The 26,787-nt window shown below is 25.0% G+C and carries 32 protein-coding genes and 2 pseudogenes; 19 read left to right on the forward strand and 15 right to left on the reverse strand.

Annotated elements, in window-relative coordinates; translation table 4 throughout:
- The first annotated feature begins 616 nt into the window (after window positions 1–616).
- Together EXC44_RS02190 and EXC44_RS02195 are read left to right on the forward strand one after the other, a co-directional pair.
- Entirely contained in the window at window positions 617–907 is a 291-nt protein-coding gene (locus EXC44_RS02190) for a hypothetical protein (RefSeq protein WP_129621568.1), read from the forward strand.
- A gap of 2 nt (window positions 908–909) precedes the next feature.
- Entirely contained in the window at window positions 910–2,082 is a 1,173-nt protein-coding gene (locus EXC44_RS02195; protein ID WP_129621570.1) for a hypothetical protein, read from the forward strand.
- A 662-nt stretch (window positions 2,083–2,744) separates the two neighbouring features.
- On the opposite strand, the gene EXC44_RS02200 is transcribed toward EXC44_RS02195, so the two are convergent.
- Window positions 2,745–2,939, reverse strand: coding sequence for a hypothetical protein (locus EXC44_RS02200; RefSeq protein ID WP_129621572.1), 195 nt, complete (start codon window positions 2,937–2,939; stop codon window positions 2,745–2,747).
- A gap of 277 nt (window positions 2,940–3,216) precedes the next feature.
- Here EXC44_RS02200 and EXC44_RS02205 point away from each other — a divergent pair, with 277 nt between their 5' ends.
- The 5 genes from EXC44_RS02205 (at window position 3,217) to EXC44_RS02220 (ending at window position 6,565) form a co-directional block, all read left to right on the forward strand.
- The gene (locus EXC44_RS02205; RefSeq protein WP_129621574.1) at window positions 3,217–3,462 is read left to right on the forward strand and encodes a hypothetical protein; all 246 of its coding nucleotides are present in this window, start codon (window positions 3,217–3,219) and stop codon (window positions 3,460–3,462) included.
- 295 nt (window positions 3,463–3,757) lie between these two features.
- A complete protein-coding gene (locus EXC44_RS03910; protein ID WP_165001842.1) occupies window positions 3,758–3,904 on the forward strand; it encodes a hypothetical protein in 147 nt (48 codons plus the stop codon).
- 209 nt (window positions 3,905–4,113) lie between these two features.
- Window positions 4,114–4,524 (forward strand): hypothetical protein, encoded by a 411-nt coding sequence (locus tag EXC44_RS02210; protein ID WP_165001843.1) that lies wholly within the window; start codon window positions 4,114–4,116, stop codon window positions 4,522–4,524.
- Window positions 4,525–5,382: 858 nt separating this feature from the next.
- Window positions 5,383–5,817 carry a hypothetical protein gene (locus EXC44_RS02215; protein ID WP_129621578.1) on the forward strand — a complete coding sequence of 145 codons (435 nt, stop codon included), beginning with the start codon at window positions 5,383–5,385 and terminating at the stop codon, window positions 5,815–5,817.
- A 175-nt stretch (window positions 5,818–5,992) separates the two neighbouring features.
- A complete protein-coding gene (locus EXC44_RS02220) occupies window positions 5,993–6,565 on the forward strand; it encodes a hypothetical protein (protein WP_129621580.1) in 573 nt (190 codons plus the stop codon).
- Window positions 6,566–7,763: 1,198 nt separating this feature from the next.
- Here EXC44_RS02220 and frr read toward each other — a convergent pair.
- The 3 genes from frr to plsY form a co-directional block, all read right to left on the reverse strand.
- Window positions 7,764–8,315: a ribosome recycling factor gene (frr, locus tag EXC44_RS02225; protein WP_129621582.1), complete on the reverse strand. Its 552-nt coding sequence runs from the start codon at window positions 8,313–8,315 to the stop codon at window positions 7,764–7,766.
- Complete coding sequence (gene pyrH / locus EXC44_RS02230) at window positions 8,315–9,034, reverse strand: UMP kinase (protein WP_120160650.1); 720 nt, start codon at window positions 9,032–9,034, stop codon at window positions 8,315–8,317. The genes frr and pyrH overlap by 1 nt, the downstream gene beginning before the upstream one ends.
- Before the next feature lie 69 nt (window positions 9,035–9,103).
- Window positions 9,104–9,826 (reverse strand): glycerol-3-phosphate 1-O-acyltransferase PlsY, encoded by a 723-nt coding sequence (gene plsY / locus EXC44_RS02235; RefSeq protein ID WP_120160652.1) that lies wholly within the window; start codon window positions 9,824–9,826, stop codon window positions 9,104–9,106.
- A gap of 52 nt (window positions 9,827–9,878) precedes the next feature.
- Between plsY and def the strand changes: the two genes are divergently transcribed.
- The 4 genes from def to EXC44_RS02255 are packed head-to-tail and all read left to right on the forward strand — an operon-like array spanning window position 9,879 to window position 13,069.
- Window positions 9,879–10,445, forward strand: a complete 567-nt coding sequence (def, locus tag EXC44_RS02240) for a peptide deformylase (protein ID WP_129621584.1) — start codon at window positions 9,879–9,881, stop codon at window positions 10,443–10,445.
- Window positions 10,446–10,461: 16 nt separating this feature from the next.
- Complete coding sequence (locus tag EXC44_RS02245) at window positions 10,462–11,616, forward strand: hypothetical protein (RefSeq protein WP_129621586.1); 1,155 nt, start codon at window positions 10,462–10,464, stop codon at window positions 11,614–11,616.
- Window positions 11,616–12,497, forward strand: a complete 882-nt coding sequence (locus EXC44_RS02250) for an MSC_0882 family membrane protein (RefSeq protein WP_129621588.1) — start codon at window positions 11,616–11,618, stop codon at window positions 12,495–12,497. Before EXC44_RS02245 ends, EXC44_RS02250 begins: the two co-directional genes overlap by 1 nt.
- Window positions 12,497–13,069, forward strand: a complete 573-nt coding sequence (locus tag EXC44_RS02255) for a DJ-1/PfpI family protein (RefSeq protein ID WP_129621590.1) — start codon at window positions 12,497–12,499, stop codon at window positions 13,067–13,069. The genes EXC44_RS02250 and EXC44_RS02255 overlap by 1 nt, the downstream gene beginning before the upstream one ends.
- A 21-nt stretch (window positions 13,070–13,090) precedes the next feature.
- On the opposite strand, the gene tyrS is transcribed toward EXC44_RS02255, so the two are convergent.
- Window positions 13,091–14,323: a tyrosine--tRNA ligase gene (tyrS, locus tag EXC44_RS02260; protein WP_318025095.1), complete on the reverse strand. Its 1,233-nt coding sequence runs from the start codon at window positions 14,321–14,323 to the stop codon at window positions 13,091–13,093.
- Between the two features lie 2 nt (window positions 14,324–14,325).
- Window positions 14,326–14,898 (reverse strand): TyrS-associated PheT N-terminal domain-related protein TapR, encoded by a 573-nt coding sequence (gene tapR / locus EXC44_RS02265; RefSeq protein WP_129621594.1) that lies wholly within the window; start codon window positions 14,896–14,898, stop codon window positions 14,326–14,328.
- A 37-nt stretch (window positions 14,899–14,935) separates the two neighbouring features.
- Here tapR and EXC44_RS02270 point away from each other — a divergent pair, with 37 nt between their 5' ends.
- Genes EXC44_RS02270 through tsaD form a run of 4 tightly spaced genes read left to right on the forward strand, consistent with a single transcriptional unit; the run spans window position 14,936 to window position 17,679 of the window.
- Complete coding sequence (locus EXC44_RS02270; RefSeq protein WP_129621596.1) at window positions 14,936–15,805, forward strand: DegV family protein; 870 nt, start codon at window positions 14,936–14,938, stop codon at window positions 15,803–15,805.
- A complete protein-coding gene (tsaE, locus tag EXC44_RS02275) occupies window positions 15,792–16,181 on the forward strand; it encodes a tRNA (adenosine(37)-N6)-threonylcarbamoyltransferase complex ATPase subunit type 1 TsaE (protein ID WP_129621598.1) in 390 nt (129 codons plus the stop codon). Before EXC44_RS02270 ends, tsaE begins: the two co-directional genes overlap by 14 nt.
- Window positions 16,181–16,744, forward strand: coding sequence for a hypothetical protein (locus tag EXC44_RS02280; RefSeq protein ID WP_120160670.1), 564 nt, complete (start codon window positions 16,181–16,183; stop codon window positions 16,742–16,744). The genes tsaE and EXC44_RS02280 overlap by 1 nt, the downstream gene beginning before the upstream one ends.
- The gene (gene tsaD / locus EXC44_RS02285) at window positions 16,744–17,679 is read left to right on the forward strand and encodes a tRNA (adenosine(37)-N6)-threonylcarbamoyltransferase complex transferase subunit TsaD (RefSeq protein WP_129621600.1); all 936 of its coding nucleotides are present in this window, start codon (window positions 16,744–16,746) and stop codon (window positions 17,677–17,679) included. The genes EXC44_RS02280 and tsaD overlap by 1 nt, the downstream gene beginning before the upstream one ends.
- A gap of 43 nt (window positions 17,680–17,722) precedes the next feature.
- Here tsaD and EXC44_RS04100 read toward each other — a convergent pair whose 3' ends face one another.
- From EXC44_RS04100 to EXC44_RS02300, 3 genes and pseudogenes are all read right to left on the reverse strand, one after another.
- Window positions 17,723–17,881, reverse strand: coding sequence for an IS3 family transposase (locus EXC44_RS04100; RefSeq protein WP_129621602.1), 159 nt, complete (start codon window positions 17,879–17,881; stop codon window positions 17,723–17,725).
- Window positions 17,882–17,947: 66 nt separating this feature from the next.
- Window positions 17,948–18,151, reverse strand: a pseudogene (locus EXC44_RS04090) (DDE-type integrase/transposase/recombinase); the annotation flags it as partial.
- A 54-nt stretch (window positions 18,152–18,205) separates the two neighbouring features.
- Window positions 18,206–18,538: an IS3 family transposase gene (locus EXC44_RS02300; RefSeq protein ID WP_129621607.1), complete on the reverse strand. Its 333-nt coding sequence runs from the start codon at window positions 18,536–18,538 to the stop codon at window positions 18,206–18,208.
- A 465-nt stretch (window positions 18,539–19,003) separates the two neighbouring features.
- Between EXC44_RS02300 and EXC44_RS02305 the strand changes: the two genes are divergently transcribed.
- The 3 genes from EXC44_RS02305 to EXC44_RS02315 all read left to right on the forward strand — a co-directional run bounded on the left by EXC44_RS02305 (window position 19,004) and on the right by EXC44_RS02315 (window position 21,790).
- A complete protein-coding gene (locus EXC44_RS02305) occupies window positions 19,004–19,684 on the forward strand; it encodes a hypothetical protein (RefSeq protein WP_129621609.1) in 681 nt (226 codons plus the stop codon).
- Window positions 19,674–21,005, forward strand: coding sequence for a hypothetical protein (locus EXC44_RS02310; protein ID WP_129621611.1), 1,332 nt, complete (start codon window positions 19,674–19,676; stop codon window positions 21,003–21,005). Before EXC44_RS02305 ends, EXC44_RS02310 begins: the two co-directional genes overlap by 11 nt.
- Window positions 21,006–21,415: 410 nt before the next feature.
- On the forward strand, window positions 21,416–21,790 hold the full coding sequence (locus EXC44_RS02315) for a hypothetical protein (protein ID WP_129621613.1): 375 nt from the start codon (window positions 21,416–21,418) through the stop codon (window positions 21,788–21,790).
- A 66-nt stretch (window positions 21,791–21,856) separates the two neighbouring features.
- Here EXC44_RS02315 and EXC44_RS02320 read toward each other — a convergent pair.
- The 3 genes and pseudogenes from EXC44_RS02320 to EXC44_RS03915 form a co-directional block, all read right to left on the reverse strand.
- A pseudogene (locus EXC44_RS02320) lies at window positions 21,857–22,315 on the reverse strand (transposase); the annotation flags it as partial.
- 54 nt (window positions 22,316–22,369) lie between these two features.
- A complete protein-coding gene (locus EXC44_RS02325) occupies window positions 22,370–22,702 on the reverse strand; it encodes an IS3 family transposase (protein WP_129621617.1) in 333 nt (110 codons plus the stop codon).
- Window positions 22,703–22,811: 109 nt separating this feature from the next.
- On the reverse strand, window positions 22,812–22,967 hold the full coding sequence (locus EXC44_RS03915) for a hypothetical protein (protein ID WP_165001844.1): 156 nt from the start codon (window positions 22,965–22,967) through the stop codon (window positions 22,812–22,814).
- Window positions 22,968–23,154: 187 nt separating this feature from the next.
- Here EXC44_RS03915 and ligA point away from each other — a divergent pair, with 187 nt between their 5' ends.
- Window positions 23,155–25,134, forward strand: a complete 1,980-nt coding sequence (ligA, locus tag EXC44_RS02330) for an NAD-dependent DNA ligase LigA (protein WP_129621619.1) — start codon at window positions 23,155–23,157, stop codon at window positions 25,132–25,134.
- Window positions 25,135–25,189: 55 nt separating this feature from the next.
- Here ligA and rplS read toward each other — a convergent pair whose 3' ends face one another.
- Genes rplS through rpsP form a run of 3 tightly spaced genes read right to left on the reverse strand, consistent with a single transcriptional unit; the run spans window position 25,190 to window position 26,454 of the window.
- Complete coding sequence (rplS, locus tag EXC44_RS02335; protein ID WP_120160696.1) at window positions 25,190–25,540, reverse strand: 50S ribosomal protein L19; 351 nt, start codon at window positions 25,538–25,540, stop codon at window positions 25,190–25,192.
- Complete coding sequence (gene trmD, locus EXC44_RS02340) at window positions 25,530–26,213, reverse strand: tRNA (guanosine(37)-N1)-methyltransferase TrmD (protein WP_099309061.1); 684 nt, start codon at window positions 26,211–26,213, stop codon at window positions 25,530–25,532. The genes rplS and trmD overlap by 11 nt, the downstream gene beginning before the upstream one ends.
- Before the next feature lie 13 nt (window positions 26,214–26,226).
- Window positions 26,227–26,454 carry a 30S ribosomal protein S16 gene (rpsP, locus tag EXC44_RS02345; RefSeq protein WP_099309060.1) on the reverse strand — a complete coding sequence of 76 codons (228 nt, stop codon included), beginning with the start codon at window positions 26,452–26,454 and terminating at the stop codon, window positions 26,227–26,229.
- Between the last annotated feature and the right edge of the window lie 333 nt (window positions 26,455–26,787).

Genomic DNA, 26,787 nt, shown 5'->3' on the forward strand with positions numbered 1-26,787 from the left:
TTTAAAACAAATATGCTAGTTCAATGGGGTATTATATGTTTTTTAATAAATCAATATTTAAAAAGTTAATTACCTTTTCCTCTTTGTTTTTTCCTTTTCTCGTGCAATTTGGTAGCTTCAGCTGTTCAAAACTTTCAAACTAATTTAAAATTACATGACGAAAACAAAGTTTTATTTTAGAAACTATTGTAATAGCGAGCAGACAAAACAATTCTACGGAACACAAAACTTTTACATCTACATACTTAACTACAAATAAAGATAGATATTTCTTTTTAACAAGTAGAACAGATTTAAACTCATTAAATAGCAAAGAATTAGACATTAGTCTTACCCAACAAATTTAAATTATATTTACAGTGAATACTTTTTTAGTGGAAAGGTAAACTTTGAGACAGTATTAAATACAGATAATTATTTAATTTATGCATTAGACAAAACTAAATTATCACCAAATTTCTCAGAAAGATTAATAAAAGTTCGAAACCATGGTCTTGAGTCTCTTTCAAGCGAATTCAAAACATCAAATAAAGGTTTAGACTTTATTGTTCCAGAAAACGGAACAAAAATAGATAAATCATTAGTTATTTCATATACACCAATACAAGAAAAATCAATGCTTTATTCACAGGATATATTTAAAATCTTTAAAATTATAAAGTCGATTGTAAATACTCTTTCAACTGAAAAAGAAAAAACTACATCTTCTATAACTTATGATAATCATGGATATATAAATAATCAATTTTTAGGATCTCCATTATTTTGTCAACAAAAAATTGTCGGAATTTTAAGGGAGTATAAAAACCAAGAAATAAATAAATCGGCCTCAAATAGAACAAAATTCTATATCTTCACACAAGAAGATATAGATAAAATTAGAGAGGTTGTAAAAAATAAGGAGTAATTATGTTTAAGAAGCTTCAATTTAGAAACAATATTTTAAATAGAAAAAATTATCGTTTATTATTTATAATAACCTTTTTAACTATCGTAAAAGACTTTTTTCTTCTTTTAGCAGTGTTTGCAAGTGGATTTTTATTTAATGTTATTCACCATGATAGTTATGAGTCTATTTTAGATCATCCTGAAGGTTATTATGCATTCAATGACTCAAACAATTTAGAAATTGTAGTTTCCTTTAGTTATACAGGCTTTTACATAATTATTTTCTTTATCCTAACATTTATTGCTTTTTGTTTCAGAATTCGATTATTCTTTACAATTAAAACTGATCAAAACTTTATGTTTTTAAATTTAAGTCGGAAATTATATCGAACTTTACTTTTCCTTTTGCCTCACACAGCCATACCAAAAATCTTCATTAAATCATATTTTATTAATAGAACATTTACAACTACACAACTTATTAGAAAATGAAGAATATCGAACGGTGTCTCTGAATCATTACAATTGTTTTGAATAATATCAATTACTTTATTTCTTACAGGTCTTGTTAAATTACCTATTGAAATTATTAAAAATAGAGAATTAAGCCAATATAGTTTATCAATTCTATCATTAAGTTATATCTTTTCATTTTTATGGGCTTTGTTGTTTTTCCCAATGATTTATATTGCTTCTCATTCAGCTGAATTATATAATGAAATAAGAGTAAAAGAGCAAATTAATTGGTGACAAGCTGGTTTTATTTTCCTTTTTCCAATTATTTTCGTGAAAGCTTGATTTAATGTTAGTAAATTATCAAAAGAACTTAAAACAAAAGACCCAGAACATGCTAATATAGACCTTAATAAAAGAACTTTTTATGTAGAATCGATTATAAAAAGTGTTTGACATATTTTTATACTCTTATTAATATTTATAAGTATCGTATTAATTTCTGTATCTATTTCTACAAAATCAGTATTAAACTTAAGTATATCATTGTTTGGCTGAACCCTAACAGCTATAGCCACTTACTTAGTTTATTTTGTGCCACGTTATGTATCTAATTTTGTTTTAATCAAAAAAAGCAATAAAGTTAAAATAAAAGCACTTTATATTCTTGATATATTTGTGCCAGTGATATCTATTTATAACGTTCTTCAATATAGAAAAACAAAAGAATTTTTAGTTTAATCAATCATTGACCTTCTACAAAACTAGGAAGGTTTTTTCTTAAATATAAATTCTGATTATTTAATTTTATGAGAAATAAACTAAATTTTTTAAGTTTTCTGCAGGGTGTCACTATTTCCATACCTTTCTTTTTTATTGCTGTTAACCCAACAACACAAAAGAAAGTTAAATTACCTAAAAAAACTTTAAGTCCGTACTAAAAACTAAAAGATTATTTAGTAAATTTAGTTTTTGAAAATTAGAAAGATGACCCAACCATAAATAATGAAATTTTAAAACTTGTAAAATCATTAGTTAAGATAAAGTTGATAGCAAAATTTCAGAAGAAAACGTAAGATTTATTGCCCTTAATCTTATTAAAGAAATAAAAGAAACATTTAAAGATAAAAATGTTTTAGAAGAATCTTGATACCATTGATTTCAAATGATCTTTTAAAAAGGTATTTATTTGGCTATTCCATTGCTTTCTTTAATAAATTTATCTTTTTATGTAGGTGGAGAAATATTTAAACACTTTGCACCACTAACATTTGACTTATCAGGAATTTTTGTTAGTTGTAAGCTGAGTGAGTGCGCTAGAAATGTAACTATTAAGTCTTCAATAGTGATAGTTAAACTAATTTTATCTATTAGCAAGAGTGATGCTACATTAGCTAAAAATATTAAATATAGTTTGTTTTTGGTATCGTTGAAAATATATCTAACAAATCTAGTTTATTAACTCTTTTTAAATCACTTATAAAATCAATAGCTATTGATTTATTTTTTGATTCATTAGATTTAGAAGAAAATGTAAATAATTTTATAAAACTTGTTACAGAAAGATTTAGACCAATACTTGAATCTATAACATTCAAAACTTGAACAAATTACGTATATTACTGGGCATTTATAATGGTTGATAAAATGAAATGAAATAAATTTATTAAAAAAATACAAATATTAACTACAGGTGTTTGTGTATTATGATTTAGTGCATCGTGCTCAAAATTAAATATTGTAGGAAGTAATTCTAACATTAGAGTTTATAATGAAAAATAAATAAAAATTTCATTTTATTTTTGAACCAATTTTACAAATGCCTGGAAGCAAAAAAAAGATATTAATTCATACAAAACCTTTACCTCTTTGTTTTTGACTGTTAATAGTAATGATTACTATTTTTTAACAAGTAGAAGTGATTTAACTTCTAATTCTGATCAAGGAATAAATATAAGTCTTGCAACTTTAGTTTCAAAAGACTATAAGCCTATTTATTTTCTTAGTGACAAAACTAAATGTTCCGAAGTTTCAAAAACAAAAGAAAAAAATGTTATAAAAGAAGACATAAATTATGAAATACTCTTATTATCTAAAAAACTACTTCTAAGACTACATTAAATGTCATGTAAAATTTATTGGATGATAAAATGACTGAATACTTCTTCTCTGTTATTAAAGCAGTAATTTAACTTTTTTTAGATGCAAAGAAGTATTATTTGATAAATTAAAATATAATAACATATAAAATTAGCAATACCTTATAATTCAATCTTATTTTAATTAAAAAAGTTAAAGAAACTTCCGGTGTTTTAGTATAATTAAAATATATAAAATAAGAAAGAATAATTATATTTATGAAATTTTTAAAGAGAAAACCAAATATTTAAGTTTGTTGTTCGGATTAGGAATATCTATGCCGCTTATTTTTGTAGCAGCAAGCCCGGTACAACAAACCCAATTTCAAAATGAAGTTAAGTTACCTTCTTCGTCTTTAAATGATACTCAAAAACTAAAAGATTATTTAGTAAATTTAGTTTTTGAAGATAATATAGATAATTAAAAAGCAGTTAATATAATTGAAGATATATTAAAAAGAATAATTGAAGAAAAAACACGTAGTGAAATATCAAAAAAAGAAACAAGATCTACCGCAATAAACCTAATTGAAAAAACTAAAAAACTTTTAAAAATAAAGATGTTTTAGAAGAGGCTTGATATCATTGATTCCCAATGGCGTTTTGATGAAGTGCTTATTACGCAATATCAGGAGTGGATCTTGCAGTAAAAACACTTGGTGAAGTTTTTAAAAACTTGCCACTCACTTTAGATTTAGTAGATATTATTTTAAATTTTAAAACTGGCAATGTATTAGCAGTTGAAGCCAAATCAATTTTATTACTTGCAAAAGTAATTGCTGCCATATCTACAAGTGACGAAAGTGTTGTAGTTGAATTGACATCAGGAGCTATGTTAGATGTTGTTGGAAAATTAGCAGATACCTCAAATACATCACGTTTATTAAAGGCTTTCTATAGTTCTATAGCCATAAATGGTTTTTTTGAATATTTACACGAAAAAATTCAACCTTTGATAAATTCAATAAGTGGGCATTTGAATTTTGCTAAAGCAAAAGCTTGAGCAAACTACTTATATTACAAATGCTTATATGAAGGAAAGTAATGAGATTTAAAAAATATTTTTTGTCCATTATTGATATCAGCTATTTTTATAACAGTTGCATGCCGTGCTGGTATAAGTGTTCAAGATTTTAAGAAGAATCAAGAATCATATAATAACAATAAAGAAAAATAAGATATCATACTCGAGACAATTGTAAGAATTCCAGAAATTAGTAAAAATGAGGAAGTGTATAAAAATTTTACTTCACTTTATTTAGTAGTGAATAATAATAAATTTTATTTCATCAATGGCCACAAGGATTTAAGTTCTTTATCTCAAAAAATATTAATATAAGTTTAACAAGCACAAACTTAACTCAAAACAGGCCGTTTTATTTTTAAAATAACAATTTAAAATTTGAAATAACCTTACAAACTAATAATTACATAATTTCTTCCTCAAGATAAAACAAAACTTTCTTCAAATTTTAAAAATAGACTAATTAAAGTTGATGCCATTGGAGGTTAACTCCACTACGAAAAACTGGGAAGTTTAAAAACTGGTCTGAGTTATTTAAATAACTCAATTGCTACAACTATTAAAAAAATGACCTTCCTTCATACACACATTACAAAATAATTCAATACTGCTTAAACAAAATTTATTTTAATAATTTTAAATGCACTATGTCAAGAAAAATCTAAAACAGATAGTAATATTTGATATGAAAATTACGGTTTTCTAAACAACTAATTTTTAGTTAGTCATTTGTTTTATAATAGTAAAATAATTAATATTTTAAATTACTACAAAAACAACGATACAACTAAGATAGACAAAAATGCGGTAAATTTCTTTGTTTTTAGCAATAAAGATATTGAATACATTAAAAATGCAATTAATAAGGATGGTAGTTAAATGTTTAAAAAAATGTCATTTAAAAGTTTTATTTTAAGTAAACAAAATTACATCCATGTTTGAATAATTTTATTTCTTATAATTATTAAAGTTATTTCATTTGCCTTTCTTGTGATGCTAAGTGGTAATTTTAACGCAGTTGAAAAAACAGCAAATATAAGGCAAAGTGTTATTGATAACCCAGAAGGTTATATTTCGTTTAATGGTAGTGATGGACAAGAAGTCCAGGGTAATCCTTTAAGTAATTTCAATTGACTTGGACTAATTTTTGTTTTATCTTTATTTACAGGTTTTATAATACGCATGCATTTAATAAGATTATTAAAAAAAGATGAATTATTTGCAACCTCCAATTTAAACCTAAGAACCTACAGAATTTTATTATTTTTTTTGACCAACAACTTTTGTTTTCAAAATTATTTCAAAATCTATTAAAAGAAAAATTTGTTTAACCACTAAAGAGTTAATCAAAAAATGAAAGATTGTAAATACCGCTCGCGATGTTTTAGCGAGTTTAGTTTTAATTGGTATAGCTACCACTCTTTATTTCTTATATAAAGATATATCTGAAGAAGTTTCTAAAGCTTTTAATGACTTTTGTTCTTATGGAATGTTTATAATAATTGGATTTATTTTTGCGCCTTGATTAGGTTTCACATTAATTGCATATCCAACTTCATTTATTTCATTATATTCTGAAGAAATTTATAATGAAATAAGAATTAAAGAATTAAAGCAATGAAGAAATGCTAGTTTTGTGTTTTTTACTATTTTTATTTACATTAAGGGTTGGACAAATATTTTAGCTTTAGAAAAGGAATTAAAAGAAAAAGAAAAAGAAAAAGATGACAATGACGAATTGTATGAGTTATTTAATAAAGAAACAATAATAAAATTTGTTTGACATATAATATCAATATTTATGCTTATTTCTATATTGATTATAAAATTAAGTAATAAAGATTCTAGTTTTGTCGGGCCTTTTACCATTACTATATCATTACTATTCATTACTTTAATTTATATAACTTATTTTGCTCCTCGTTATATTTCAAACTTAATGTTATTAGAAATTAAAAATAGGTTAGTAATAATTCTTTATATCATAGATCTATTTATTCCTTTTATTTCAATAATTAATATTATAAAATATAAAAAAAATAATCATTTTTTTCTTGGTTAATTGAATAATTAAACCCTTCTAAGGTTTGTAACTTTAGAAGGGTTTAATTTAGATTTATTATATTTAAAAATAAATTAATAAACATTAATTTATACTAATTTTATAGCTCTTCAGGTGCTGAAAGATTAGTTTGAAATAATCCTGAAGGATATTTAACTTTTACAAATCCAAAAATAGCAAATACCAAGAATGATATAAATATCAAAACCATAGTTTATAGTCAATATTATTGTTATCTATGATGCAATCACTTACAACTCGAAACACATTAGCCAAAAACTTGAATAAAGATCCTTATTTTATTGCTTCAAATCTTAGTTTGAAGCTATGTCGCATTTCTTTATATTTTAACCATATTTATGCTACTGTTAAACTAAGTATAAATTCTTATTATAATTAACCGGACTTTCACTACCCAAAAAATTAATTAAAAAGTGAAAAATAGTTAATGGATTTAAAGATATAACTAGCATTTTTGTTAGCTTTAGTAACGTTGCAACTTTGATAGTAATAGGTGTTTCTTACCAATATGTACCAATAGAAACTAACACGATTAATGTAATTTATAATGTATTTTTATCAACGATAATTCCCATTTTTAGAATTGGTCGAACTATCCTGATATTAATATTATATCTTTTTGTTTGTCTTGCTTCTCATTCGTTAGAGTTATATAATGAAATAATGGTTAAAGAAAATACAAATTGGAAAAAAACCTGGTCTTTTTTTTAAACTATTTCATATCTTGTGGATTGAAAAATTTTAATAAGTTAGCTAAAGAATTAAAAGATCAAAAACCAGAAATTAAAGATATTAATAATACTAAAAAAGTATTTACATAGAAACAATTTATAAAGTAATTTGCATATATTTGGAATTTTATCACTCATTTTTGCTTTTGGTTTATTTTATAACAGAATATATTCATTTAAATATCTTAATTTTTATTCTCTTTACAGATTTTTTTGTAATTTATTTTTATGTTTTTATACTAAAATATCTATCAACTTTTGCTTTATTAAATCTCAAAGAAATTAAAATAAAAATTATTTATCTTGATTTAAGTATCCCAATTATTTCAATTTATAATATTTTAAACTACCGTAAAAACAAAAAATTTAGGGAATAAAAGAATAAACTAGTTAAAATAACATTCACTAATTTGCGAATGTTGTTTTATAATCTAAAAATCAGTTTTTTATTTATTCATTAATTCAGATTCTTTTTCTTTTGTCAATAAAGTAATTTTTTCAATATATTCATCAACTAGTTTTTGAATTTTATCTAAATATAATTTTTGTTCATCTTCAGAAAGTTCTTCATCAGCTTTAATGTTTTTATTAACGTTTTGCCTTGCATTTCGAACACCTACTTTTGCTGCTTCAGATATTTTACCTAAATTCTTAATTAGTTCTTTTCTACGTTCTGTTGTTAAAGTTGGAAAAGTTAATCTGACTTGGTTACCTTCGTCAATAGGCATAACCCCTAAATTAGCTTTTTCTAAAGCTTTATAAATATCTTTTGTAGATGTTTGATCATAAGGTTTAATTAATAACTGTTGTGGCTCAGGAATACTAATATGTGATAATTCTTCTAAAGCAGTTAAAGATTCATAATAATTAATTTTAATTCCTTTAATAATCTGTGGATTAGCTCTTCCTGTTGAAATTTTTGACATTTCGAATTTAAAATGATTAATTGGTTTTTCAGCATTTTCTTCAAAATCTAAAGTATATAAATCTAATTCCATTACTTCGTTACCTCTGTATGTTTAATTGAAGAGTCTAAGACTCTTAAAATTGAATTTTCTTCTAATAAATTGAAAATAATTAAATCTATGTTATTGTCTCTTGCCATACTTGTTGCAGTTAAATCCATCACTTGTAGTTTATTTTCTAAAATTTGATCATATGTAATTTTGTCAAATCTTTTAGCATTTGTATTAGTTTTTGGGTCTGAGTCATAAACTCCATCTGTGCCATTTTTACCCATTAAAATTACTTCTGCTCCTATTTCAGCTGCGTAAAGGGTTGAAGCTGTATCAGTTGTAAAAAAAGGACGTCCTGTACCCCCGACAAAAATAACAACTTCACCGTCTTGTAAATATTTAATGGTTTTTTCATTAACGTAGTTTTCTGCAATCTTAGGATCTAAGGTTAATGAACTTTGAACCCTTGATTTAAGTCCTACAAGTTCAAAACCACTTCTTAAAGCTAAACCATTCATAATGGTTGCAAGCATCCCAATATAATCAGCACGATTTCTTGGAATACCATTTTTTTCAGCGGATGCTCCTCTTCAAAAGTTTCCGCCACCAATTACAATCGAAACTTGAACTCCACGGCTTACTATTTCTTTTAATTGCAGTGCTATTTTTGTTACTAATTCGTTATCAATTGCTAAATGTTTTTCTTTATTAGCAAAGCCTTCACCAGAAAGTTTGATTAAAATTCTTTTGTATTTTCTCATAATGTTCCCTAATAGGATTAAATTTTATATTTAATCTATAATATTTTATAGAAAAATTAAAAAATTAAATTATTTTTGCCCAAACTTTCTTTCTTGGTGTTTTAATAATCTTTTAATATTTTCTCTATGGGCGAAATTTATCATAGATGCATTAAAAATATATAAGCAAATAGTTATAGTATAACTGTTATATTCAACACCTGAAACTCAAGATAAAAATCCAGAATTTATTCAAGGAATCGAAATAAATCCAATCATTGCAATTGAAGTTATAACACTTGCTAAGGATACATATCTTTTTCAGAACATTAGACCAAAGAAGAAAATTGCTGCTATTGGTAATAATGTAATATTAATTGAAATTAATAAACCAACTGATCCAGCAACACCTTTTCCTCCTTTAAACTTATAAAAAACAGGAAAAATATTACCAAGTAAAACACCAATCCCTCCTAATAAAGGAATTAAATAAAGTTTTTGAGTTAATAAACTAACATTATTTGTGCGATAAAGAAACTCATCTGTTATATAATCATTAATAACTTTACTAATTAATTTACAAATCAAAACAACGATGAATGTTTTTAAAATATCGATTAATAAGATAATAACAGCTGACTTAGTTCCATAAACTCTTAAAGAGTTAGTTGCACCAGCATTTTTAGAATGATATAATCTTAAATCAGGTTTTTTAGTTAACTTACCAAATAAGATTGAAGTATTTAGTGAACCCATTAAATAACCAAATAAGAAATAAGTTAAGTTTAATGTTAAAGTAAGAAATATTTGCATTTTTAGTCTCCTTATAAAATTTCAGCTAAAAATATTATATAATTTATATTATATGACGAAAAAAGAAAAATATAATATAAAAATCGTTGAGTTACCAGATACTGTTTTACGAAATAAATCTAAACATGTAAAACTTCCTTTATCCGGGGAAGATATTGACTTAGCTAAACGAATGATTTACCATATAGATACTTCACAAAGTCAAGAAAATACAGAATTTCGCCCAGGTGTTGGCGTTGCTGCTGTCCAGTACGGTATTTTAAAAAATGTTTTTTATGTTTATTTAACTGATGCGGCAGGTAATATTATTTTTAAAGATGTACTCTTTAATCCTTCAATAGTAAGCTCAAGTAAATCACTTGTGGCACTTCGTGAAGGCGAAGGATGTTTAAGTGTTCCTGAAGAACACCCAAAACAAGAAGGATATGTTCATCGTAGTAAAAGAATTATTGTCGATGCATTTAGTTACATGGAAAATAAATTTATGCGTTATGAAGTAACTGATTATTTGGCAATTGTTTTTCAACACGAATTAGATCATTTAAATGGTAAATTATTTATTGATCGCATTAATCAAAAAACCCCATGGAAACAACTGCCTAAGGTTAAATATTTATAATTAAAGAAAGGACAAAATGTCAGAAACAATTAAAAACTTTTTAATCCAAATAAGTGAAGCATTTAAAACTAGTCATGCTTCAATTTATGTTGGACTAATTTTATTAATCATGATTTTAATAAGTTTTGGTTTTGGTTTTTTATATGGTTTTAAATGAACTATTTTTAAAACTGTTGCCATAGCTATTACAATCATTGTATCAATTTTATCATATGGTGCTATTTATAATTATGTTAATAATTCAGATGATAGCAACGTTCGCTCGATAAAAGGGGCTGTGCCATTAATTATTTCACTGCTTGCGGTGATTGTATATGTTGTTACTAGAAGTATATTATTTATAGTCAATAACATCTTCCACTGAATTCCGAAATTTAGGCTTAAAAGAAAAAACGCTAAAAGAAAATGACTTAAACGTTTTGTTTTTGGATTTACTAATGCAATAGCTACCGTTCCAGCTGGTTTTTTAATGTCAAATATTATGCTTGTATCTTATAAATCAGAAGATAGTAACTTTAACAAAGTTTCTGCTCTTGGAGTTACACTTATGACTGGTGGAAAAGGAGAATCCTTAGCTTCAATGTTTTCTAAAGTTGATGATTTTAGAAACGTCGTTGACGGATTCCTTGATTCTAATATTTGAAATAAAAGTTATTCAGAATTAAGCAAAGAAGAAAAAGAGAAACTTGATAAAACCTTGTCACAACTTGGAAAAACACTAAATGATGATAGAGTCTTTAAACTTGTTGTTCCAGCTATACAAGAACAATCTAAAAAACTTGAATTAGATAAACATTTAGAAACTATCATTGATAAAGCTATTACAAGAATGTCTTCAGAAAGACCTGATTATTTAGCTGCAAATAATGACGAAGCTAAGCGTAATATTTTAAATGATTATTTATCTAAAAATATTGGAAAACTTTACAAAGAAGCTAAAACCTTAGATCCAAATTTAGATGACCAAATCTACATCGTTAAAAAACTTTCTTCGGGTATTGAAAATAAAACTCAAAAAGCACTTATTGAAAAACTTAATGAAGTAGTAGAAAATGATAACTTACGTAAAAAAGCAGATGTTGCTAAATCATTAAATATCTTTTTTGATTTCTTAAAAAAAGATGGTAGTGCAAGCAAGCAATCAGATAACGATGATGATAATGATGATTAATGATTTTTAAACCAAAACAAGTTAATCAAACTTTAAAAACTGAATTAACTAATGACCAAAATCATCGTTTAGAAAACAAAAAAGATTTTAATCCTGCAACTTTCAACATTATTAAAAATGAAACAAGAATGAAGTATGTTTCAATTGGATTTTGAATTATTATCTTCATAATGTCATTAGTAGGAATTGCATATAATGCTTTAATTCATTTAAATACAGATTCTATTGGTGTTGGACTTTATTTTCTCTTTGCAGTCCCTACTTTTATTTCCTTGTTTTATTTAGTAAAAAACATTGTTAAAGTTTTGCAATGGAAAAAAGTTAAACAAAAATACCAAAATAACTTTACTCAAGAAGATGTTTCTTCAAGCCCTATTTTTGCTGAACTATACCGTTATCTTGTTTTAAAAAGGTTAAGATTTACTTGATTTATAATCTTCTTCTTTACTTACTTTGGTTTATTTAATTTATTAGTTTTGTTCTTAAAAGACCAAGTTATCGAAGTAGGAAATGTAATTTCTTCTTCTCAAGATCGTTTAGGTTTTAACATTCATTTTATTATTGATTTCTCAAAAATCTTTAATAAATGATTTAAAAATACAAATTTATTATTAATCATTAATTTGTCAATTATGTGTTCAACCTTAGCTTTTTACCTTTTTACATTGTTTTTTGATAAAAAGCGAGCAAATGATATTATTGATAATTTTGGTTCAAACCAAACAGCTGTACAGTTACAAAATGTAGTTGAAGAAAGAAGGGTACAAGAAAATAAAACTTGAATTAAAACTTATTTTATTATCTTTGCTTTAACCATTTTATTTCCGTTTGTTTTATTTATTTATTTAATTTATAGAGGAATTATAAGGAGAAAGAAATAATGAAATTATTAGTAATTATTGAAGATAAATTTAAAGATGTTGAATTGGTGACACCTTTAACTATCTTTAAAACTTCAAATCAATTTAATCAAATTGATTTTTACAATCCTAGATTATCAAGTGCTACTGGAAAAGATAATCTAGCTCATATTAACAACATTTTAAATAATGTTGATATTGATCAATATGATCTAATTTTTATACCTGGTGGCCCAGGTGCTCAAGATTTAAGAAAAAATATTGTTTCATTAAATCTTGTAAGAAAACACTATGATGCTGGTAAACCAATTGTTGCTATTTGTGATGCTCCAAATGTTTTAACTGAAGCTAAAGTTATTAAAAATCAAGAATTTGCTTCATATCCGTCATTGTGAAGTAATGATTTAAGAAAAGATAATTGAATTAGTAATTTAGTCTCTTATAAAGAAGATAAATTAATTACTGGTAATTCTCCATACGCTTCAGCTAAATTAGCTTTTATTACTTTAATAAAACTATTTGGATATAAAGTTGCATTAGATACATATAAATCATATGCTGGTAAGCCAGATGCCACTGAAATTGTATTATAAAACCTCGTTTATAACGAGGTTTTATTTTGTAATTTCTAATAAATATATTTTCTTTTTACCTACGTTTAATAAGGCATATTGATTATCTCATAAATTACTAAAAGTTTGAAAATCTTCAGAAATCAATTTTAAATTAAACTTGAGTGAGTTTGCGGCTATAAATTCTCTTGCCTCTCGTTTTGATTTAATAACATTTAATTTAATTAATTCCTCAATTAAATTGCTCTTTTCGTTGATGTTTAAAAGTTTTAAGTCTGATTTTAAAGTTTTAATTTGCTCAATCGTAATTTGATTTAGATCTAAATCCTTACTAAATAAAATTTCTGATAATGTTTTACTTTTATTTGCTTCTTCAAGGTTGTGCACATCTTTAATAATTTCAAATGCTAAAGTTTTTTGAGCTAACCTTAAATTTGGTTTCTCATTATGTTTTGTCATTATTTCATCAATTTTATCTAATGTTAAAAATGTTAGTCATTTTAAAAGTTTTTCGATTTCTGAATCAGGTTGGTTTAATAAAAATTGGTACATATCGTATGGTTTAGTCATTTCAGGATTAAGTCATAAACTTCCTCCGCCTGTTGATTTACCAAACTTATTACCATTAGCATCTGTTAATAAATTGCAAGTAAATGCAAAGGCTTTATGATCATTTCCTACTTTACGCGAAATTATTTCTAGACCTGTTGTAATGTTGCCTCATTGATCAGATCCTCCAAATTGACCATATACTTTTTTGTCAGTATATAGTTTGTAAAAATCTCATCCTTGAATTAAGGTATAACTAAATTCAGTAAAGCTAAGCCCATTTTCTAATCTAGTAGCAATTGAATCTTTAGCTAGCATATATGTAATATTGATTGATGAACCTACATTACGTAGAAAATCAAAAACATTCATATTTTTATAAAAATTTAAATTGTCAAAAACTTCTAAGCCAAATTTTTCTAATTGTTTGGAAATTTCCAATTTATTTTTTAAAATATTTTCTTGGTCTAAAAGAACTCTTTCACTTGAGCGAAAGGTTGGGTCTCCAATCATTCCAGTTGCACCACCAACAACTGCTAGTGGTTTATATCCAAATTGTTTTAAGCGAAGCATTGTAATAATTTGGATATAATTTCCTAAATGTAAGCTTTGTGCTGTCGGATCAAATCCAGCATAAATTGCCGCATCTTTATCCATATTTATAAATTTATCTAAGTTAGTTATATCTTTTAAAATACCTCTTGATTTTAATTCATTAATAATCATGATTAAATAATAAATTCCTTTCCAATATTTTCTTTAGTACCAAAAATTAAACCTTCTTTATCAAATGATAATGTTTTATACCCAACTACCATTCCGTTACTTTCAATATCCATAACCTTACCTGGCAAAATCTCCAATCCTGATGAAGTTAGCGATCCAGGAAGAGCACACACTAATACTCTTCCTTCTAAAGAATCTAAAGTATTAGTTACAATTTGAAATTCTCTTTGCAAATCACTAACAGTTAAAACAAATAATTTATTTGATTTTGGGTGAATTTCTCTTTTTAGAATTTCAACGTAAATAAATTTAGGTTTATCTTTAATAATTAAATTATTATCTAAAGCTGCTCTTTTAATTAAATCTAATTCGTCTAAATTAGCTGTATAAAATTTCTTTTCTTTGATTCCATATTTTAAGTTACTTAGCACATTAATACTTTTAACATAGTTATTTCTATCTACAAAAAATACTAAATCTTCAATTTCTATTATTTTTGAAACAATTAAAGTAGTATCTACTGAAATAAGTGAATTACCAGCAAAATGTTTGTTAATATTATTAATAATAATCATGTTTAAGATTATAACAAATTTTATATAATATAATATTATGAAAGATATCGCAATAGTTGTTGATTCTGCTTGTGGTTTAGATAAAATTCAAGCAGAAAAACTTGGTTTTTATTTTTTACCATTACAAATACAAATGGATGGTTTAAATTACAATGATGGAATTGATATTAATTCTTCAACATTCTTTGATAAATTTAATTTAAATACTAAAGGTGTTAAAACTTCTGCAACACCAATTGGTTACTCTGAAAATTTAATTGAAGAATTATCAAATAAATACAAACAGGTTGTGATTTTTCCAATTTCACAACATCTCTCAAGTCAATATTCTTTTTTAAAAATAATTTCAGATAAATATCAAAATGTACATGTTGTTGAATCAGTTGACGTAGCTCAAACAATTTTGTTTAGAGTTAATAAATTTATAACTAATTTAGAAAAACTTGGTTTAGATAATTCAATTAAATTAGCGAGTATTTGGAATGATTCTGAATTAGATATTACTTTAGTACCAAAATACAATGATTATTTAGTCAAGGGCGGAAGATTATCTAAACCAGTTGCAACTTTAGCAAAATTACTTAAAATCGTACCATTAATTCGTTTTCAAAATGGTACTTTAGAAAAACAAGGTAAAGGAAGATTATTTTTAAAATCATTGCAAAATGCTTTAGATGAAAAAATGCAAAAATTTAGCAGTGATGATGAAATAATTTTACTTGGACAAAAAACTTCGGAAGCTAAAGAATTATTAACTTATTTAGAACAAAAATATCAAGTTAAAACAAGAATTTTTCCAATTCCTAACGTAATTTCAATTCATACTGGTCCAGAAGCAATTGTTATTTTAAAGGGAACAAAATTAAAAACTACTTTAGAAAAATATTTTACCAATGAAAATATATAACTTAAACAATGAGTCACAACTTGCAGAAGTTGTTTCTTTTTGATTACCAATAATCAAAAAGAAAAAAATAGTCCTTTTAAACGGTGATTTAGGGTCAGGTAAAACAACTTTTATTAAAGAATTGGCAAAACAACTTGGAATTAAAGAAAAAATAACCTCTCCTTCTTTTAATTATATGAAAGTATATAATGGTTTAATTCATATTGATTTATATAACTATAAGGGTGATATAAATGAATTTGAAGATTATTTTGAAGATAATGTTGTAGCAATTGAATGAGCAAATCTATTTAATTTAGATTATAAAAATTACGTTGAAGTAAATGCATCATTAAATAATGATGAAAGTCATACTTTTGAAATAAAGGAATTTTAATGAATCTTTATTTAGATACAGCTACATCAGATTTTTTAATTATTTTATTTGATAATAGTTGAAAAATTATAGACCACATTTTAATTGAAAATATTGCTAAGAAAGTTGATTTATTAATTGAAAATTTTAACTTACTACTCCAAAGAAATAATTTAAATACTTCTAAAATTAAAAGTTTTTATTTAAATCTTGGCCCTGGTTTTTTTACAGGAATAAGAATCTCATTAATTTTTTTAAGAACTATTTCGTTATTACAAAACCAAGAGATATATACAACTTCTAGTTTTAAAATATTAAATTTTGTAAATCCTAAACTTAATGAGATGTATTTAGATGCTCAAGGCGGAAAATTATTTTATTTAAATAAAGATCAATTTAATAAAACAAATTATCTTAATAACATAAAAATTATCGATAGTGAAAATAATCAAGTTAACAAAATTAACTATTATTTATTTGTAGATAATTTTGTTAATTCAAAAGATATTTTTACAGAGGAAACAAATATATTAAATATAAATCCATATTACATTAAAAAACCTCAAATAGGAAGTAAAAAATAATGAAAATATTAGGTATAGAAACTTCACATGATGATACCTCTCTTGCAATCTTAGAAGATGGCAAGATATTAGATATGTGAACAATTTCTCAAATTGATATATTTAAAGAATTTGGAGGGACAATACCAGAACTTGCTTCAAGAGAACATATTAAAAATATTTCAATTATTCAAACTTTAATTCAGGATAAGTATGATTTAAACACAATTGATTATATAGCTTATACTAAAGAACCTGGTTTAATTGGTTCTTTACAAGTAGGTTATTTATTTGCAAGTGCTTTATCAATTACCTTGCAAAAACCTCTTATCCCAATTAACCATTTAGATGGTCATTTTTTATCATCTACTATTAATAATAAAGTTATTTTTCCGGCTCTTTGTTTATTAGTATCTGGTGGTCATACACAATTATTATTTTCTAATGATATAAATGATATTCAAATAATAGGAGAAACTCTAGATGATGCAGTTGGAGAAGTTTTTGATAAAGTAGCTAATAAATTAGAGTTAGGCTTTCCTGGTGGACCAATTATTGATAAAATATTTGAACAATATAAAGATGAGTATATAACTTTATCAAAACCAAAAACTCAAGCCGAATTTGATTTTTCGTTCAGTGGTTTAAAAACTCAAGTCTTAAATTTAATTAACCAGTCTAAAATAAAAAATCAAAAACTAAATAAAGAACAAATTGCAGCCAGTTTTCAAAAAACAGCTATCGATTATTTGATTCAAAAAACACAAAAAGCATTGGAAAAATACAATGTTAAAACATTAATGCTTGGGGGTGGAGTAAGTTCTAATAAATATTTAAGATCTCAGTTTGTGAAATTACATTCTAACAGCATAATTCCAGATCTAAAATATTCAACAGATAATGGAGCAATGATTGCACAGGCTGCTTATTTGCAATTTTTAAAGAAAAATAGTTAAACACACTTACAAATTATAGTGAACCCATAAAATTGAGCTAAAATTAATTTAAGGATTGATGCCTATATTCTAAAGGTGTCAGTCCTTTTAATTTTATAATAATACGTTTTTTGTTGTAATAATTTATATACTTGTCATTGCTTTTTCATAAACATAAAACATTTCATTTTTCATGGTAACAAAAAATATTTCTATAACACAATTATCATAGTAATTTCCTTTCCGTGACATGCTTTGCTTAACAGCACTTTTAATTAATTTATCATGATTATTGTTTCATTTGGTATTGTCATCCTTGGCGCGAATGTAAAATTAATTCATTAAGATTTTTATACTTTTTAAAGATTTTATTTAGCATTTCTGCCACTTGTTCAAAATTAGGACTTTTCGAAATTGTGTATGAAATTATTTCACGGTTATGAACATCTATAATTGGTGATAAATATAGTTTTTCACTTGCTATTTTGAATTTAGAAACATCAGTGCTTTAAGTTTGATTCAATTTTGTAGTTTTGAAGTTTCTCTCTTAATAAGTGTTATGATTATTTTTCTCTACAATCTTTGTAAGGAGTAAGTTATTACAAACTTTCCCAGTTTCACCTTTATATGATTTGTACTTTGCTTTTGGCTGTAAACCAAATAAATTAAGTAATTTAATTAATCTTTTAACTTTTTTATAGTTAACAATATAACCTCTAATTCGTAGTTCTAAATAAATTCTTCAATATCCATAACGTAACTTATTTTCCATGAAAATATTTGTTGTTACTTGTTTTAAATCAAAATCTTTATCATCTTTTGAAAAACTTCGCAAAATATAAAAGTATGTTGTTTTTTTTATATTTATGCCTTGATTCAAATATTACTTTTGCTTTTTCATGTTTGCTTGCTCTGTCCTTTGTTGAACCAAGGCTCTCAATTTTTTTAATACATCTACCTCCATTTCAAGCCGGCATTTCTTTCTTTAAGTTCTTTAATTCTCAACTGGAATATAAGTGGTTAAAATAACTTTTCAGTATAAAGCAGAATGTCATCAGAAATTCTTCTTTATATTTATATTATCGTTATATATTTTAAAGACATAGTTTTTTTCGTTGATCATCAATATTTTTATATAATTTGTTATAATTAAAAAAATTACAAAGGAGTTAATTTGCATACAGGTTTAGTGCGTGGTCTGGGTATTATTAGTTTCTTACCAAAAAGCCAATGAAAAAATATTTCAGATAGTTATTTATTCTTTTTTTTATTAAAATATGATTATTCAAACATATTTCTAATATCTTTAGCAGCCCTTATCACTTTGCTTATTTTTATATTATTTATGAAAAAATACTTAGAAGTGAAGAAATATAAACTCCCCTTTTTTCATATTTATAATATCTTAAATAGTAATACTATAAATTATTTTATAGAAAATAAAATAAAATTAAAACAACAATATTTTGATAATTTAAAACTAGTTCTGAAAACTTATGATGAATTTAAATTTCAAAGGTACAGTAAAAAAATAACACATTATTCAAAGTTTGATAATTCTCTAGTTATTATTATTGCTTTATTTTTAAATCCACTAATTCTAGTTTTTGGAATATTACAAATAAACTCAGATTATTACATAACTCACCTAATTGTCACAGTTTATCTTGTCTTATTGCTAGCAATAGCTTCTCTATTAAATATTAAAATAAATGTTAATAAATACCACATTGAAAACATTCATTATAAAGAAGCAATAGACGAATGAGAAAAATTTAATTACCAATTAAGTGATAATTCCAATTTTATAAATATTTATAATGAAAAGTTGTCAAAAACCTATAATAATCAAAAAATCTATTTTAAAGATTCAGGTAACAGAATTATTAAAATTAGATTAAGTTTACAAAATAAAAATTATAATAATAATATATTTAAAGACCAAACTCAATGGGAATATTTTAATAAAGTACTGCCTTGAGACCTTATCAGTACTAAAAAAGAGGCAATTAAACATGAAACTTAAAAAAGCATTCATTTCAAATATTGACATAATCCAAGTATCTAATTTTGCTACTGTATCGAGCGTTACAAATGCACCACAAGTTCCCAAAGAATCCAATCTATCACAGCAAGAAGAAGTTAGACTAACTAATAATATAATTTCAGTTATTTCTCAAACAGTTGATAACACTAAAAATATCACTAAACTAACACAAACTCGAAATACTAAAGATAATCAAAAGGTAAAACAAGATTTCCTAAATAAAATTACTAAAAATTTAGATTTTAGTATTATTAGCAACCCAGGGAAAGAACTTGAAATTAAGAATCGTTTAAGAGACTATGATTTGGTAACAGAATACAATAATGAATTAATAAAAATAAAAAATGAACTTAATATTAACAAATATCCTAAACTAATGGAAAAAGCTCCAGATCGTATTTTAACTCCATATAAAACATATATAAATAACGATCCTGGAACATCGAAGGTTTTAAGCCTTTTACTTGAAAAGTATCAACAAACTTTTAAAATTAAAGCTGAGTTATATGATAAATTAGCTGATGAACAAAAAACATATGTTGAATTACAAAGACTTATAGTAATATTTACTGCTATTTCTGCTGTTTCTGGATTTTTTGGATTGTTTATTGCTCCGTTTGCTGTAGTTGCTGTCGGAGCAGGAATAATAGCATTGGTTTTAAGTGCATTCAAAGAACTCCGCAAGAGTAAAATAAATGTATTAAAAAAGCAATTAGAATTACTTGATCAAATTAAAGAAATGGATTTTACCAATATAATTGTAGATGGTTCAAAATTATCAGTAGATATTCTCTCTTTAACAGCTAATGCCTTAATAAAAAGGTTAAAAGTTAATGGTCCACTTTCTAAAGCGAGTAAATATATTTCAAAAGGCTGAGGAATTTTAAGTGTAGGATATGATTTTTACAGTCTGATAAAATCGAAAGAGGAATTAGACGAAGAAATGAATGTTTTAAATAAATATAATGAGCAAATTATTGAGATCAAGGATATGAGAGCGCAATATGGCAAACAATGAGATAATTTTAAAAAACTTAATAAAATTGTAGTCATTTCTGAAACACCGCAAAATTTTGCTTATAAAAGCCGTGGCACTGGTGGAACTAATATGTTCTTTAAAAGATTAATTGATGGGAAAATCTTTAGTAGGAAAGAAATGCTTGCTATGAGTAAGCATGAACTAGAAAGTTATAATTTAATAAAAGTTAAAAGAGCAGTTTCTAAAAATAATCAAAAATATTCATATGAATATATTCGAAGAAAAAATAGCAATAACTTATTAGAAGATAATTTAGGTTAAAATTGATTTTTGAAGCTATTACAATTACATGATCAATTATTTTTTTAATATGAAGTGTATTAACAACATATAATATTATTTATATTAAAAAAAGAAAAAAAGAACTTTTATTCTTTCCTAATTTATTTTTTTTAGGTAAAAAACAAACACAAGAATATTTTCTCAACAATTCAATAAAATTAGAGGACTTTTATTTTGAAAACTTAATAAAAATAATTAAAGAACTACAATTTAAATACAAAAAACTCCAAATTGCAAGCAATCATTCTTATATCTGAAATTTCATAATAGGTTTATTAGTTTGGTTTTTTGCCTTCTTAATCCCCTTATCATATATCGAGTTTAAATTCGACAGAGATGGGGAATGAATAAACACTTTTATTTGATCTTCTTGTTTTCTAATAACAGTTTTGATCTTAGTCTTTGTAATAGGTAACGGTTATCTGTCATACCTTTCTTATGGTTTGGTACAAGTTGGTAAAATAACATTGGAAAATATAAAAACTTGAAGAGAAAAAAACCAAAGTTTAATTAATACTAAAAGTTTTTTAACATTAGCAGAATTTTCAAATATTTACCAACAAATGCAAAAACCAAAAAAAATATTGATAAATACTGGCAAAGGGATTGGGTGGTCTTTTTACTATAAGATAGAATATGGCCAAAACGCAAAAAAATATTTTGAAACACCTGAAAAATATCTTTATTTTCTTTCTGTCTTACCATATAATGATATTAAAATAAATTACAAAAGAATTAAAGGTTCTTTTACAAGTTGATTTTAAACTTGATAACGATTATTAATAAAGCTGTACAGAACATTATAGTGAACCCATAAAATTGGACTAAAATTAATTTAAGGATTGATGCCTATATCCTAAAGGTGTCTGTCCTTTTAATTTTGTAATAATACGTTTTTCGTTGTAATAATTTATGTAGTTGCGCATTGCTTTTTCTAAGTCTTCAAGATTTTTGAATTCTTTTTCATGACCGTAAAACATTTCGTTTTTCATGGTTCCAAAAAATATTTCAATAACACAATTATCATAGCAATTGCACTTTCGCGATATACTTTGTTTAATACCTCTTTTACTTAATTTATCACAATATTGTTTTATTTGAAATTGTCATGCTTGGTGCGAATGTAAAATTAATTCATTAAGATTTTTATACTTTTTAAAGATTTTATTTAGCATTTCTGCCACTTGTTCAAAATTAGGACTTTTCGAAATTGTGTATGAAATTATTTCACGGTTATGAACATCTATAATTGGTGATAAATATAGTTTTTCACTTGTTATTTTGAATTTAGAAACATCAGTGCTTTAAGTTTGATTCAATTTTGTAGTTTTGAAGTTTCTCTCTTAATAAGTGTTATGATTATTTTTCTCTACAATCTTTGTAAGGAGTAAGTTATTACAAACTTTCCCAGTTTCACCTTTATATGATTTGTACTTTGCTTTTGGCTGTAAACCAAATAAATTAAGTAATTTAATTAATCTTTTAACACTTTTATGGTTAATAATATAACCTCTATTTCTTAGTTTTAAACAAATTCTTCGATATCCATAACGTGATTTATTCACATTAAAAATATTTGTTATTAATTGTTTTAAATCAAAATCTTTATCATTTTTTGAAAAACTTTGAACAATATAAAAGTATGTCGACTTTGCTAATTGGAAAAATTCTAACATTAATCTTAATTTATATTTATGCCTTGATTCAAATATTACTTTTGCTTTTTCTTGTTTGCTTGCTCTGTCCTTTGTTGAACCAAGGCTCTCAATTTTTTAAGAGGTCTACCTACATTTCAAGCTGGGCATTTCTTTCTTCGAGTTCTTTAATTCGAGATAATGTTTTATCTTGTTTTGGTTTATTATTCTTTGTCATGGTCATTGGTATTTTACCTTTCTTTTTATTTATAAGACCATTATACCCAAATAATTTAAATTTTTTCACTCATGAATTAATTATTCCACAATTAATTGTTAGTTCTGTTTCCAAAGATCGGATTGATTTCCAATTTAATATTTGTTTGACAATTTCTAATTTAAAATTAGGACTGAAGTATCCTGGTTTATTTCTTTCTGTAAATATGTTTTTTATATATTAATTTTACAACCGTAACTTATGGTAAAATAAGTTTATGAATTCAAATAATAATATTGAACAAAAAATAAAGGAATTAACTAAAAATATTAATAAATGAAATAAAGAATATTATGATTTATCTAGTCCAAGTGTTTCTGATGCAAAATATGACTTAGAAATACGTAAATTAGAGATTTTAGAGCAAGAATACCCTCAATTTATTCAAAAAGATTCACCAACTAAAAAAGTTGGCGGAAAAGTTGTGCCCTCACTAAAAGAATTTTCACATAATAAACCTATGCTTTCACTTGCTAAAGCTCATTCAGAAAATGATATTTTGAAATTTATTCAAAATACTCAAAATAATATTAATAAGACAGTTACCTATAGTTTGGAACCTAAGATTGATGGTGTTTCAATTTCATTGCATTATAATGACGGAATTTTAGTTCGTGCAGTAACAAGAGGTACAGGATTAGTTGGTAGTGATGTAACACATAATATCAAAGAAATTCAGAACATCCCAAAATTTTTAAATTATAAGCAAGATTTAGAAGTGCGAGGTGAAATATATTTTCCTAAAAGTGAATTTAATAAGTTAAATCAAGAAAGATTAGCAAATAATGAAAAATTATTTGCTAATCCTAGAAATGCAGCTTCAGGTTCTATTCAGCAATTAGATAGTGCTAATTTAAAAAATAGAAATCTTTTATCGATTATTTATGATATTGTTGATCCAAATAAATTAAATCTTAAATTACAAACAGATGTAATAGCAAAACTTAAAGAATTAAGTTTCGCTGTTAATCCATATGTTAAAGAAGGAAAGAATTTTGAAGATATTTGAAGCTCAATTTTAGAATTTAAAAAAAATAAAGATTCTTTTGATTATGAATCTGATGGTTTTGTTTTAAAGGTTAATCAACTAGATTTATGAGATTTATATGGGCAAACAGCAAAATTTCCTAAGCATGCTATAGCATTTAAATTCGAAACAGAGGAAAAAAACTCAATTATTAAAAATATTATTCCAACAGTTGGTAGAAGCGGAAAAATAAGTTATATAGCTGAAATAAATCCAATTAACTTATTACAGACAACTGTACAAAGAGCAACTTTACATAATGCTGATTTTATTAAAAATATGAATATAAATATTGGTGATGAAGTTTCAATAATTAAATCTGGAGAAATAATTCCGAAAATAACTGGAATTAAAAATAAAAATACCAAAGGTTATTATCAAAAAAATTTAAATTGTCCATCTTGTGGCTATAAACTAATTCATTTAAATAACTTAGTTGACCAATTTTGTATTAACAAAACTTGCAAAGAAAAACTAAAAAAACAATTAATGCACTTTGTTTCAAAAAATGCTTTAGATATTGAAACTTTAGCTGAGAAGAATATTGAATTTTTATTCGATAAAGGTTTATTAAGTGATTTTTTAAGTTTATTTAACTTGCATAACTACAGAAGTTTAATCTTGAGTTATGAAGGATTTAAAGAAACAAAAGTTGATAAAATTATAAATGCTATTCAAGAGAGTAGAATAAAGACACCTTTTTATAAGGTGTTTTATGGGCTTGGAATCAAACATGTTGGTTTAAAGGTAGCACAGCTACTTTCAGGCAAATTAAATAACTTTAAAGAGTTTTTAAGCATTGATTTGAGTGAATTAGAATCAATCAATACTATTGGGCCTGCAATAATCAAAGAATTAGATATATATCGCAAAGAAAATAAACAATTATTAATTCAATTAGATAATGTTTTTATCTATCTAAATAAGATGGAAAAAGACACACAAAAACTTTTAGGTTTAACTTTCGCTATCACTGGTAAACTAGCTAATCCTAGGTCTTATTATCAAAAATTAATTTTAGATAATGGAGGACAATTCTCAGCATCCATTAATAAAAATTTATCATATCTTATTACAAATGAATCAAGTAGCAGTTCTAAATATATAAAAGCAACTGAATTAGGCGTCAAGATAATAACTGAACTAGAATTTTTAAAATTATTAAAATAAAAGTATTTGCAGCTAAATTACAAATACTTTTTATCTTATTAAAAGCCCTGGAAAATTATCTTTTGATTTCTTTTAAACGTGCGCTCTTACCTTTACGGTCTCTCATGTAAAATAATCTTTGTCTACGAACTTTGTTTGAACGAACAACTTCAATATGAGCAATTAATGGTGAATTAACAGGGAATGTTCTTTCAACACCAATTCCATATGAAATCTTTCTAACTGTAAAGCTTTCTCTTGTTCCTGATTCTTTTTTAGAAATTACTAAACCTTCGAAAATCTGAATACGTTCTTTTTCTCCTTCACGAATACGAACGTGAACTTTAACGTTGTCACCAGTTCTAAATTCAGGCAAATCAGTACGCAATTGTGATTTTTCAACTAATTCTAATAAGTTATTTCTCATTATTAATCCTTTCTATAATATCTGGTCTATTTTTTACTGTTTTTAATATTTGAGCTTGCTTTTTCCAAGCCTCAATTTCTTTATGATTTCCATTAAATAATACTTCAGGAACCTTCATTCCTTTGTATTCCCTTGGTCTTGTATATTGAGGATAATCTAGTAATCCATTATTTTGAAATGAGTCATAGATGTGAGATTCTTCTTTAATAACTCCAGGAACTAGCCTGATAATACTATCAGCCATTACCATAGCTGGTAACTCACCACCAGTTAGAACATAATCACCAATTGATAGTTCAATATCAACTAAATCTGTGATTCTTTCATCAAAACCTTCATATCTTCCACAAATAAATGTTATTTCGTCTTTTAAAGATAATTTATTAGCAATTCTTTGGCTAAAAACTTTGCCTTGGGGTGTTACTAAAACTTTATAACCACCACGATTTTTAAGACTGGCTAAAGCGAGGTCAATTGGTTCAATTTGCAATAATAAACCATGTCCACCACCATAAATTTCATCATCAACTTTTCTGTGTTTATTTCTAGAAAAATTCCTGAAATCTATAGTATTAATTTCAATTAAATTATTTTTAATAGCTTTATTAATAACACTTTCTTCATAAAGTGGTTTAATATAATTTGGAAATATTGTTAAGAAATTAATTTTCATAACCAAATATTTATTATTTTTGTTTTTTTAATAAACTAGTTACAGTATCAGTTGGTTTAGCACCTAAAGAAAGTCATTTAGAAACCAATTCTTTGTTTAAAACAAGTTCTTTAGTTTTTGGATTGTAATGACCAAGCGCTTCGATAATTTTACCATCACGAGGAGCTCTAGCATCAGCTGCTACAATTTTATAAACAGGTCTGAATTTGCTCCCCATTCTTTTAAGTCTTATTTTTACCATAAATAATTTCCTCCATTGTCAAGTAATTTTGCTTGACAGTTTATTAATCAAATTATAATATATAAATTTAAAACTAAAAATATTTTTTGTTAAAAATAAAGAACTAAAATAAACATGGGCAAAAAATTTAACATTTTAATCAATTATCAAGTAAGTTGCCGGCTCTTAATAGCGAAACAATCCCGGCTAGATTTAGAATTTCGTTAATATTTGACTGGTGTGTATATTGAAAGCCAATAATTTTCTTTGTGGGTTAAAATTACAGAAAAATAAACACGTGATTCTTACACGTTTATTGGGCTTTTATATGAAACATCAGTTGCATAAATATTT

The sequence above is a fragment of the Mycoplasmopsis bovirhinis genome (assembly GCF_900660515.1).
Taxonomy (GTDB): Bacteria; Bacillota_I; Bacilli_A; order Mycoplasmatales; family Metamycoplasmataceae; genus Mycoplasmopsis; species Mycoplasmopsis bovirhinis.